At 59.9% G+C, this 12,018-nt stretch carries 9 protein-coding genes; all 9 read right to left on the reverse strand.

Annotated elements, in window-relative coordinates; genetic code table 11:
- Window positions 1–4 precede the first annotated feature (4 nt).
- On the reverse strand, window positions 5–1,960 hold the full coding sequence (locus tag ACIONG_RS04845) for an acetoacetate--CoA ligase (protein WP_401297099.1): 1,956 nt from the start codon (window positions 1,958–1,960) through the stop codon (window positions 5–7).
- A 62-nt stretch (window positions 1,961–2,022) separates the two neighbouring features.
- Complete coding sequence (gene hbdH, locus ACIONG_RS04850) at window positions 2,023–2,796, reverse strand: 3-hydroxybutyrate dehydrogenase (protein WP_401297101.1); 774 nt, start codon at window positions 2,794–2,796, stop codon at window positions 2,023–2,025.
- 7 nt (window positions 2,797–2,803) lie between these two features.
- Window positions 2,804–4,195 (reverse strand): GntP family permease, encoded by a 1,392-nt coding sequence (locus ACIONG_RS04855; protein ID WP_401297102.1) that lies wholly within the window; start codon window positions 4,193–4,195, stop codon window positions 2,804–2,806.
- A gap of 276 nt (window positions 4,196–4,471) precedes the next feature.
- Window positions 4,472–5,887: a sigma-54-dependent Fis family transcriptional regulator gene (locus tag ACIONG_RS04860; protein ID WP_212809133.1), complete on the reverse strand. Its 1,416-nt coding sequence runs from the start codon at window positions 5,885–5,887 to the stop codon at window positions 4,472–4,474.
- A 166-nt stretch (window positions 5,888–6,053) separates the two neighbouring features.
- Window positions 6,054–7,628 carry an ABC transporter ATP-binding protein gene (locus ACIONG_RS04865; RefSeq protein WP_401297105.1) on the reverse strand — a complete coding sequence of 525 codons (1,575 nt, stop codon included), beginning with the start codon at window positions 7,626–7,628 and terminating at the stop codon, window positions 6,054–6,056.
- 9 nt (window positions 7,629–7,637) lie between these two features.
- Window positions 7,638–8,660 carry an ABC transporter permease gene (locus ACIONG_RS04870; RefSeq protein WP_103302334.1) on the reverse strand — a complete coding sequence of 341 codons (1,023 nt, stop codon included), beginning with the start codon at window positions 8,658–8,660 and terminating at the stop codon, window positions 7,638–7,640.
- Window positions 8,660–9,721 carry a microcin C ABC transporter permease YejB gene (locus tag ACIONG_RS04875; RefSeq protein ID WP_103302333.1) on the reverse strand — a complete coding sequence of 354 codons (1,062 nt, stop codon included), beginning with the start codon at window positions 9,719–9,721 and terminating at the stop codon, window positions 8,660–8,662. Before ACIONG_RS04875 ends, ACIONG_RS04870 begins: the two co-directional genes overlap by 1 nt.
- Window positions 9,721–11,589: an extracellular solute-binding protein gene (locus tag ACIONG_RS04880; protein ID WP_401297107.1), complete on the reverse strand. Its 1,869-nt coding sequence runs from the start codon at window positions 11,587–11,589 to the stop codon at window positions 9,721–9,723. The genes ACIONG_RS04875 and ACIONG_RS04880 overlap by 1 nt, the downstream gene beginning before the upstream one ends.
- A 133-nt stretch (window positions 11,590–11,722) precedes the next feature.
- Entirely contained in the window at window positions 11,723–12,004 is a 282-nt protein-coding gene (locus ACIONG_RS04885) for a peptidylprolyl isomerase (protein ID WP_007912303.1), read from the reverse strand.
- Window positions 12,005–12,018: the final 14 nt, after the last annotated feature.

Raw genomic sequence — 12,018 nt, forward strand, 5'->3', positions numbered from 1 at the left:
AGGATCAACAGCTCAATTCACTTCTGTCGCGAAATTGTTCTAACGCTTGCGGGTTGGCCAGTGCATCAGTGTTTTTCACCGGTTCCCCGTGCACCACGTTTCTCACGGCCAGTTCCACGACCTTGCCGCTGATGGTGCGCGGAATATCCGTGACCTGAACAATCTTCGCCGGTACATGACGGGGTGTGGTGTTCGCGCGGATCACCTGACGGATCTGCTCCTGCAGGGGTTCATCCAGTGCAACGCCATCCTGCAACCGCACAAACAGCACCACGCGTACGTCATCCTGCCACTGCTGCCCGATCGCCACGCTGTCGAGCACTTGCGGGACTTTTTCCACCTGCCGATAGATCTCCGCTGTACCAATGCGCACGCCGCCGGGATTGAGCACGGCGTCGGATCGACCGTGAATCATCATCGCGCCGTGGGGCAGTTGTTCGGCGTAATCGCCTTGCGCCCAGACGCCGGGGAACAGGCTGAAATAGGATCTGCGCAGTTTTTCTCCGTCGGCATCGTTCCACAAACCGATCGGTATCGCCGGGAAATGCCGGGTGCAAACCAGTTCGCCTTTCTCGCCGATCAGCGGTTGGCCGGCGTCATTCCACACCTCAACCGCCATGCCCAGACTTTTGCCCATGATTTCGCCGCGACGTACCGCCGACAGCGGATTGCCGTTGACGAAGCAGGAAACGATATCGGTGCCGCCGGACATCGAGGCCAGGCAGACGTCGGGTTTGAAGTCGCGGTAGACGAAGTCGTAGCTCTGCGGTGACAGCGCCGAACCCGTGCAAAGCAAGGTTTTCAGATGGCTCAGATCGTGGCTTTCGCGAGGCTTGAGGCCGCTGCTCTCCAGCGTCGCGAGAAATTTCGGGCTGGTGCCGAAGACACTGACACGTTCGTCCTGAAGCAGATCCGGCAAGCGCTGTTCGTCCGGATGAAACGGCGAGCCGTCGTAAAGCACCACAGCACTGCCCACCGCAAGCGCCGAGACCAGCCAGTTCCACATCATCCAGCCGCAAGTGGTGTAGTAGAACAGGCGATCGCCGGGGCCGAGGTCGACATGCAGCCCGTGTTCCTTGACGTGTTGCAGCAGGACACCGCCGGTGCTGTGCACGATGCATTTCGGCACGCCGGTGGTGCCGCTGGAATACAGCACGTATAGCGGATGCGCGAACGGCACCGGCACGAAATGCGGCTCGCCGCCGGATTGGTAAAAATCCTCCCACAGCGTGACATCCGCCTGTGTCTGGTAATTCTTCACGCGAGCCTGCGGGCGCGAGTAGGGCACGATGATCAACTGTTGCAGCGTCGGCAGTTGCGCCAGAATTTCATTGAGCTTGGTTGTCTGGTCGATCTCTTTGCCAGCGTAACGATAACCGGCGCAGGTGATCAGCACCTTCGGCTCGATCTGGCCGAAGCGGTCGATCACCCCGTGGGTGCCGAAGTCCGGAGAGGAACACGACCAGATCGCTCCGAGGCTGGTGGTCGCCAGCATCGCCACCAGCGTCTGCCAGGTATTGGGCATGCATGCCGCCACCCGGTCGCCGAGGCCAACGCCCGCTGCTTGCAGACTGGCTTGGAATCCTGCGACCTGACTGGCCAGTTCGGCCCAGGTCAATTGCTCGCGCTGACCGTTCTCCGCCACGCTGATGACCGCAACGGCATCGTCGCGCCGCCGCAACAGGTGTTCGGCGAAGTTCAGGGTGGCGCCGGGAAACCATTCGGCACTGGGCATTTTCGTGCCTTCACGCAGGACCGCGTCGGGTTGGGTATGGAAGCTGATGCCGAAAAAATCGACGATGGCCTGCCAGAACGCTTCACGCTGATCGATGCTCCACTGGTGCAGGGCAGGGTAGTCTTCAAGGTTCAGCGAATGGCGCTGATTGACCAAGCGCCGGAACGTGTCCATGCGCGAATGGGCGATACGGTTGGCGTCGGGTTGCCAGAGGATGTCGGACATCGTTTGCCTCTTGTTATCTGATTCACGCACAAAGTCAGGATCACACAGGGTCAGTTGAAGATTTACTGCGCCAGCCACCCACCATCAATATTCCACGCCGCCCCGCGCACCTGACTACCAGCCTCGCTGCACAGGAACAACACCAGTTCACCCAGATGCTGCGGCGTGACGAACGCCAGTGACGGCTGCTTCTCGGCCAGCAAATCGTGTTGCGCCTGCTGTGGATCGACACCCGTGGCAGCACGGTCGTCGATCTGCTTTTGCACCAGCGGCGTCAGAACCCAGCCCGGGCAGATCGCGTTGCAGGTGACGTTGCTGGTCGCGGTTTCCAGACCGACCACTTTGGTCAGGCCGATCACCCCGTGTTTCGCCGCAACGTAAGCAGCCTTGCCGGTTGAGCCGACCTGACCGTGCACGGAGGCGATATTGATGATTCGGCCCCAACCCTTGGCGCGCATGCCCGGCAAACTCAGGCGCGTGCTGTGAAACACCGACGAGAGGTTGATGGCGATGATCGAGTCCCAGCGCTCGATCGGGAACTCTTCAACGGCGGCGACATGCTGGATGCCGGCGTTGTTGACCAGAATGTCGACGCCGCCAAATTCGCGCTCGGCGTAGTCGACCATGTCGGCGATCTGCGCCGGATCGCTGACGTCGGCCGGGTGATGGCCGACCTTGCCGCCGAACTGCGCGACCTCGGCAATCACCGGGGCAGCATTGCCGAAACCATTGAGAATCACGTTGGCCCCGGCCTTTGCCAGCACGAGGGCAATGCCCAGACCGATGCCGCTGGTGGAGCCGGTGACCAATGCAGTCTTGCCAGAAAGAGTCGTCATGAATGCCTCACACAATGCCAGTGGCGTAGAAAGTGCCGATCACTACAAAAACCGCCAGGGTCTTGATCAGCGTAATACAGAAAATGTCTTTATAAGCTTCGCGATGGGTCAGGCCGGTGACCGCCAGCAGCGTGATGACCGCGCCGTTGTGCGGCAGGGTGTCCATGCCGCCGCTGGCCATCGCGGCCACGCGGTGCAGCACTTCCAGCGGAATGTTCGCTGCGTGTGCCGCGCTGATGAACTGCTCGGACATCGCCGCCAGCGCAATGCTCATACCGCCCGAGGCAGAGCCGGTGATACCGGCCAGCAACGTCACGGTGATGGCCTCGTTGACCAGCGGATTGGGGATTTGCTTGAGCCAGTCGGCCAGCACCAGAAAGCCCGGCAGCGACGCAATCACCGCGCCGAAGCCGTATTCCGAAGCGGTGTTCATCGCCGCCAGCAGTGCACCGCCGACCGCACTTTTGCTGCCCTCGGCGAGTTTGCTGCGAATCGCCTGAAAGCCGAACGCCAGCACCATCAGAATCCCGACCAGCAATGCCGCCTGCACCGCCCAGATCGCCGTCAGTTTGGCGATTTCGGTGGTGACCGGTGTGGCCATGCCCGGCAGTGCGAGGCTGTGGGTCTTGCCGTACCACTGTGGAATCCACTGGGTGAACAACAGGTTCATGATGCCCACCGCCAGCAGGGGCGACAGCGCAATCCATGGGTTCGGCAGCTTCAGGTCTTCGGCGGTTTCCGGTTCGTTGCGCAGCTCGGTGCCATAGCCTTCACCGGCGCGCTGGGCCTTGTTGCGTTGGCGCTGGAGAAACAGCATGCCGGCGCAGAACACGAAGATCGTGCCGATCACCCCCAGCCACGGCGCCGCCCATGCAGTGGTGTTGAAGAAGGTGCTGGGGATGATGTTCTGGATTTGCGGCGTGCCGGGCAGGGCATCCATGGTGAACGAAAACGCGCCGAGGGCGATGGTGGCCGGGATCAGGCGTTTGGGAATATTGCTCTGGCGAAACATCTCTGCCGCAAACGGGTAGACCGCGAACACCACCACAAACAGCGAAACGCCGCCGTAGGTGAGCAGGGCGCAGACCAGGACGATCACCAGCATCGCCTGCTTGGTGCCCAAGAGGCGAATCGCTGCCGCAACGATCGAACGCGAGAACCCCGAGAGCTCGATCAACTTGCCGAACACGGCGCCGAGCAGGAACACGGGAAAGTACAGCTTGATGAAACCGACCATTTTTTCCATGAACACCCCGGTGAAGGCAGGGGCGACGGCGGAAGGGTCGGTGAGCAGGACCGCGCCGAGGGCGGCGATCGGGGCGAAAAGGATGACGCTATAGCCACGGTAGGCCGCCAGCATCAGCAGCGCGAGGGCTGCCAGGGCAATGATCACACTCATGGTGTGTCTCTCCGGAATTGTTATTTTTGTGGTTGAAACGGGTGTAGGAGAGCGCTTAGCGAGTTTTGTGCCAGATAGGTAAGCTATTGAAATATATGGATTTAATGGGGTTTCTGGAGGGCGGGAAAATTAAATTGTCTCTGTATAGAGATTTTTTTTTGATTTGCTGACGTCATCGCTGGCAAGCCAGCTCCCACAGGAACTGTGATTAACCTGTGGGAGCTGGCTTGCCAGCGATGCTTTTGATGGTGTCTTTTTTTTGAGAGAAAAGTCTCTTTATTGAGACTCGGCGATTCCCAGTGCCACCATTTTTTTGTACAGGGTCGAGCGTCCAAGCCCCAGTCGAGCCGCTGTCTCCGGCACCTTGCCTGCGCATTGCGCGAGGGCAGATTGAATCAACTGCCGGTCAAATCGTTCCCGCGCCTGAGCGAAGGTTTCTTCGGTCAGCGCTTCAACCATCGGTGCCGAGGTTCGCTCCACCGGGGAAAACGTGCCAATGGCCGCGCGTATGTCATTTTCCGTCAGCATCAGGTCGTCACTGAGCAGCGCCGCCCGTTCCAGCACATTGCGCAACTCGCGAATATTGCCCGGCCAGGCATGCTGGCCAAGCAGGGCCAGCGCTTCGCGGTTCAGTTCATGCTGGCTGCGCAGCTCTTCAAGAATGGCTTCGCTGAGCGCTGGCAGGTCATCCAGTCTGTCCCGTAACGGCGGCACATTGATCGGCAACACGTTGAGTCGGTAATACAAGTCGGCGCGGAACTCGCCGCGTTTGATCGCCGCTTGCAGATCCGTTGACGTGGCGGCGATCACCCGCACATCGCTCTGAATCACTTCGTTGGAGCCCACAGGCTCGAACTCCTTTTCCTGCAGCACGCGCAGCAGTTTGCTTTGCAGTGGTAGCGGCATGTCGCCGATTTCGTCGAGGAACAACGTGCCGCCCTGAGCGATTTGCAGTTTGCCGGTGCGGCCCTTGCGATCGGCCCCGGTGAAAGCGCCTGGCGCTGTGCCAAAAAATTCCGCTTCCAGCAGGGCTTCGGGAATCGCCGCGCTGTTGATGCTGACAAAGGCTTTGTGCGCCCGGGGCGAGGCGCTGTGGATGGCCTGGGCCAGCAACTCTTTGCCGGTGCCGGTTTCGCCGAGCAGCAACACCGGGGACTCGGCGCTGGCACTGCGCCGAGCACGGCGTTTGACTTCGAGGCTGGCGGCGCTGGTGCCGATGAAATGCGCAAAGTTGTATTTGGTCTGTCGCGCCCGCAGCAATGAACGAGTCGACGCCAGTTCTTCCTGCATGCTCAGATAACGCTTGAGCATCGGCGAGAGGGTGCGCAACTCATCGAACAAGGCAAAACCGATGGCGCCGATCACGCTGCCGGCGTCGTCGTGAATCGGCAGACGCATGACCACCAACGGCTCTTTTGGCGTGTCCTGCATGTCGAGCAAGATCGGCCGGCCGGTGCGCACCACTTCGCGCAAGAGACTGCCGGGGATCACACTTTCACACGGCTTGCCGATGGCGCCTGCGGCGGATTCCAGACCAAACCGTCGCGCATAGCGCTCGTTCATCCAGACGATGTTGGCATCGCGATCGACAATCACCGTGCCTTCGCTCGATTGCTCGATGATCTCGAACAACGAGCGGATCGCCAGGGTGCGAACCCGTTGGTAGTCCTTGAGGCTTTCGGTGGTGTTCATGAAGGCTGATCCGCAGTTTTGGTTGACAGTGCCGACGCCATCGCTGGCAAGCCAGCTCCCACAGTTTTTCTGGTGAGCACAGTATCTGTGAGCGACCGAAAATCCTGTGGGAGCTGGCTTGCCAGCGATGGCCGCGACTCGGTTTCAAATCGAGTGCCGATTATGCCTACCCCGGATGCGCCGCCGCCAACAGCTCTTTGGTGTACGGATGCTGCGGCGAATCAAACACCTCGTGACTGGCCCCGCGCTCGACCACTTTGCCGTCCTTGATCACGATCATGTCGTGCGCCAACGCGCGGACCACCGCGAGGTCGTGACTGATGAACAGATAGGTCAGACCATGTTTCTCCTGAAGCTGGCGGAGCAGGGCGACCACTTGTTTTTGTACCGTGCGGTCGAGTGCCGAAGTCGGTTCGTCCAGCAGGATCAGCGCCGGTTTCAATACCAGTGCCCGGGCGATGGCGATGCGTTGGCGCTGACCGCCGGAAAACTCGTGGGGGTAGCGATGGCGGCTTTGCGGATCCAGGCCCACTTCTTTCAGTACGCGGATCACTTGCTCATCGCATTCATCGGCGGTGGATTCGCAATGCACTTCCAGGCCTTCGCTGATGATTTGCGCCACCGACATTCGCGGGCTGAGGCTGCCGAACGGATCCTGAAACACCACCTGCATCTGCCGCCGCCACGGGCGTAGCTGTTTCTGGTTGAGGCCATCGAGCGCTTCGCCCTGGAAGCGGATGCTGCCTTTGGAATCGAGCAGCCGCAGGATCGCCTGGCCCAGCGTCGACTTGCCTGAACCGGATTCACCGACAATGCCCAGGGTCTTGCCGCGCTGGATGTTCAGGCTGATGCCATCCACTGCGCGCAGGTATTGTTTGCGTTGAAACAGCCCGCCGCCGACGACGAAATCAACCCGCAGATCATCGACTTCAAGCACGTTTTCACGCTCATCCCGGGGCAGGGCTTCACCCTCGGGTTCGGCGTTGAGCAGAACGCAGCTGTAAGGATGTTTCGGTTCGGTGAACAGGGTTTCGCAGGGCGCTTGCTCGACGATCTCACCGGCCTTCATCACACAGACGCGCTGAGCAATGCTGCGCACCAGATTGAGGTCGTGGCTGATCAACAGCAGCGACATGCCCAAGCGTTGTTGCAAGGATTTGAGCAGCAGCAGGATCTTGCGTTGCACGGTGACGTCGAGGGCGGTGGTCGGCTCGTCGGCGATTAACAGCTCCGGTTCGCAGGCCAGTGCCATGGCGATCATCACCCGTTGCCGTTGTCCGCCAGACAGTTGATGCGGATACGCCTTGAGCCGTTCCTCGGGTTTCTGGATGCCGACGAGGCCAAGCAGTTCAACAATCCGTTGTTGCGCCGCTTTGCCACCGAGGCCCCGGTGCAGCAACAGGGTTTCACCGATCTGCTTTTCGATGGTGTGCAGCGGATTGAGCGAGGTCATCGGCTCCTGAAAGATCATGGCGATGCGATTACCGCGCAGCGCGCGCAAGACCTTGGGGGCAGCCCCGACCAGTTCCTGCCCGCGATAGCGAATGCTGCCGGTGGTTTGCGCTTCCGATTCGGGGAGCAATTGCAGAATCGAATGGGCAGTTACCGATTTGCCCGAACCGGATTCGCCGACCAGGGCCAGGCACTCGCCGGCGCGAATATCCAGGCACAGGTCGCGCACCACGGTCTGGCCATGGAAGGCGACATTGAGATTTCGGATTTCAATCAGGTTGTCAGTCATGGCTACGCTTCAGGATCGAGGGTCGAAGGCGTCACGCAACGCTTCGCCGATGAACACCAGTAAAGAAAGAATCAGCGCCAGAGTGAAAAACGCTGTCAGCCCCAGCCAGGGTGCCTGCAGGTTCTGTTTGCCCTGGCCGATCAGTTCGCCCAGTGAAGCACTGCCGGCCGGCATGCCGAAGCCGAGGAAGTCCAGCGCCGTTAGCGTGGAAATGGCTCCGGTCAAAATGAACGGCAAATAACTCAACGTCGCATTCATGGCGTTTGGCAGGATGTGCCGGACAATCACTTTGCGGTCAGTCAGGCCCAAGGCGCGCGCGGCTTTGACGTATTCCAGATTGCGCCCGCGCAGGAACTCGGCGCGCACCACGTCGACCAGTGCCAGCCAGGAAAACAACGCCATGATCCCCAGCAGCCACCAGAAATTCGGCTCGACGAAACCGGAGAGGATGATCAGCAGATAGAGCACCGGCAATCCCGACCAGACTTCCAGCAGGCGTTGCCCGAGCAGGTCGACCCAGCCCCCGTAGTAGCCCTGCAAGGCACCGGCCGCGATACCGATCAAGGCGCTGACAAACGTCAGCATCAACGCAAACAGAATCGATACCCGCGCGCCGAAAATCACCCGGGCCAGTACGTCCCGCGACTGATCGTCGGTGCCCAGCCAGTTGACTGCAGTCGGCGGGCTCGGTGCCGGTTTGTTGAGGTCATAGTTCGGCGTGTCGTCGCTGAACGGAATCGGCGGAAACAGCAGCCAGCCACCGTCCTTGCGGATCAGGTTCTGCACATAGTCGCTGCGGTAATCGGCCTGGAACGGCAGTTGCCCGCCGAACTCCTGCTCGGTGTGGCGTTTGAAGACCGGGAAATACCATTGGCCCTGGTAGCTGACCACCAACGGCTTGTCGTTGGCGATCAACTCGCCACCCAGCGTGACGACAAACAGTCCGATGAACAGCCACAACGACCACCAGCCACGGCGGTTTTTCTTGAAACGCTCGAAGCGGCGACGACCCAACGGCGAGAGCTTGAACATCAGGCATTCCTCGCGGCGAAGTCGATGCGCGGATCGACGAGGGTGTAACACAGGTCGCCGATCAGTTTTATCAGCAGGCCGAACAGGGTAAAGATGAACAGCGAGCCGAACACCACCGGATAATCGCGCGACACTGCCGCTTCGTAGCTCATGCGGCCGAGGCCGTCGAGGGAGAAAATCACTTCGATGAGCAAGGAGCCGGCGAAGAACACGCTGATGAACGCCTGGGGAATACCCGACACCACCAGCAGCATGGCGTTACGGAATACGTGGCCGTAAAGCACGCGACGCTCGCTCAAGCCTTTCGCCCGGGCAGTGACGACGTATTGGCGGGTGATTTCATTGAGAAACGAGTTCTTGGTGAGGATGGTCAACGTCGCAAAACCACCGATGACCAATGCCGTCACCGGCAAGACCAGATGCCAGAAGTAGTCGGCGATCTTGCCCAGGGTCGACAGCGATTCAAAGTTGTCCGAGACCAGGCCGCGCACCGGGAACCAGTTCAGCGAAGTGCCACCGGCAAACACCACGATCAGAAACATCGCGAACAGGAACGCCGGCATTGCGTAGCCGATGATGATCGCCGTGCTGCTCCAGATATCGAAATGACTGCCGTGATGTACAGCCTTGCGGATGCCCAGCGGGATTGAAACCAGATAGGTAATCAGCGTCGCCCAGAGACCGAGGGAAATGGTAACCGGCATTTTTTCCAGGATCAGGTCGGTGACCGTTGCGCCACGGAAGAAGCTCTTGCCGAAGTCCAGTTGCGCATAGTTCTTGAGCATCAGCCACAGGCGTTCATGGGCCGGTTTGTCGAAGCCGTACTGTTTTTCGATGTCCTTGATCAGTTGCGGATCAAGGCCACGGCTGGCGCGCGATGTGCCGCTCATGGTTTCGCTCGAACCGCCGCCGACATTGCTTCCGCCAATGCCTTGCAGGTGCGCGATCGCCTGCTCGACCGGGCCACCGGGCGCCGCTTGAATGATGACGAAATTGACCAGCAGAATAATCACCAGCGTCGGAATGATCAGCAGCAGGCGCCGCAGTATGTAACCCCACATCAGCGTGGTCCTCCGGGTCTGCCACGGGCGATTTTTTCAGCCGTCATCTGTTGATTGGTCAGCGGCGTGCTGCTTATTTCCCACCAGCTCTCGATGGCTTCGTCGTTGCTGGCCTGCACCGACGGAATGCCGAAACGGTTCCACCAGACTGTCGAGGTGCCCGGCGGGTAGTAATTGGGGATCCAGTAGTAGTTCCATTGCAGCACCCGGTCCAGCGCGTGGGCGTAGTGCAGCATGTCGGATTGGGTCGAGGCGCGGATCAGGCCATTGATCAACATGTCGACCGCCGGGTTTTTCAGCACCATGTAATTGTTGGCGCCCGGATCGTTGGCTGACGCCGATCCGAAGTAATTGAGCAATTCGCCGCCCGGAGAGGTGGTGACGGGGTAGCCGGTGACGATCATGTCGTAGTCGCGGCTCATCAAGCGGTTGACGTACTGCGAGGAGTCGATGCGGCGGATATTGAGGTCGATGCCGATCTGTTTCAGTGTGCGTTTATATGGCAGCAACAGGCGGTCCATGCCGTTCTGACTGACCAGGAAGGTGAAGCTCAGCGGTTCGCCCTCGGCATTCACCAGTTGATCGCCATCCGGTGTCCACCCGGCCTGCTCAAGCAGTTCAAGAGCCTGCAATTGTTTGTCGCGGATCAGGCCGCTGCCATCGGTTTTCGGCGCCTCGAAGACTTTTGTGAAAACTTCGTCGGGAACCTGTCCGCGCAGCGGTTCAAGGATTTTCAGCTCTTGGGCATCGGGCAGTTCTCGCGCCGCAAGGTCGGTATTGGAAAAGTAGCTTTGCTGGCGGATGTACAGGTTGCGCATCATCTGCCGGTTGCTCCACTCGAAATCCCAGAGCATCGCCAGTGCCTGACGCACGCGACGATCCTGGAACATCGGTTTTTGCAGGTTGAACACAAAGCCTTGCGCCGATTGCGGTGCTTCGGTGGCCAGATGCGCCTTTTGCAGGCGGCCGTCGCTCAGGGCGGGGCTGTCATAGCCGATCGAATAACCGGTGGCGGAGAACTCGCGGTTGTAGTCATAGGCACCGCCGCGCAGCACTTGTCGCGCAACATCGGTGTCGCCGAAATACTCGATGCTGAAGTGGTCGAAATTGTACAGGCCGCGGCTTACGGGCAAATCCTTGCCCCACCAATCGGGATTACGTTCGAACGTGATGCTGCGCCCCGAGTCGACTTTGCCGACGCGATAGGGGCCACTGCCCAGTGGCGGTTCGTATCCGCCACCGCCAGCGAAATCGCGACTCTTCCACCAGTGTTCGGGGAATACCGGCAGGGTCGCGATATCAAGTGGCAGGGTGCGGTTTTCGTTGCTTTTGAAATCGAAGCGCACGGTCAGCGGCGCTTCCACTTCGACACCTTTGACGTCGGCGAACTGAGTGCGATAACGCAGGCTGCCCTGGGTCATCAACAGGTCGTAGCTGTAGCGCACATCTTCGGCGGTGATCGGTTTGCCGTCAGCGAAGCGGGCCTTGGGATTGATGAAGAAGCGCAACGACAGACCGTCGTCCGAGCGCTCCATCTTCTGTGCGACCAGACCGTAAACGGTGTAAGGCTCGTCCATCGAGCGCTGGGCCAGCGGCGAATACAGCAGGCCGTCGATCTGGGTGACACCGATGCCCTTGTCTATATAAGGAAGCACATGGTCGAAGTGACCGATTTCGATCGCCGAGCGGCGCATCGTCCCGCCTTTGGGGGCTTGCGGATTGGTGTAGTCGAAGTGACTGAAGCCTGCGGGGTACCTGGCAGGTTCGCCATACACGGTCAACGCATGTTGCGGTGCAGCGTTCACACCGGCGGCGCCCGACAGCAGGGCGAGGGCGGTGAGCATCAATGTGGGGAAAACCAGTCGCATTGTCAGCCTTGGAACGGGTAGTCGATATGCGCAAGTTGTACGCGAGAGGCGCGCCAGTCGCCAGTCGTATGTGTTGCTGAAATACAACGGCCCACCAAAAGGCGGGCCGTTGGCACAGCAATCAGACGATGGATCAGTCCTGACGGCTGGTGACTTCCAGCAGGTGATAACCGAACTGGGTCTTCACCGGGCCTTGCACGACGTTGATTGGCGCGCTGAACACGACAGTGTCGAATTCCTTGACCATCTGGCCAGGACCGAACGAGCCCAGATCACCGCCCTGACGGCTGGACGGGCAGGTGGAGTTGGCCTTGGCAACTTCGGCGAAATCAGCTCCGCCTTCGATCTGGGCCTTGAGTTCGTTGCACTTGTCTTCGCTGGAAACCAGGATGTGGCGGGCAGTGGCTTTAGCCATGGGAAAACTCTCCA

This window comes from Pseudomonas sp. NPDC087817 (assembly GCF_044742875.1).
In the GTDB taxonomy this organism is placed as follows: domain Bacteria; phylum Pseudomonadota; class Gammaproteobacteria; order Pseudomonadales; family Pseudomonadaceae; genus Aquipseudomonas.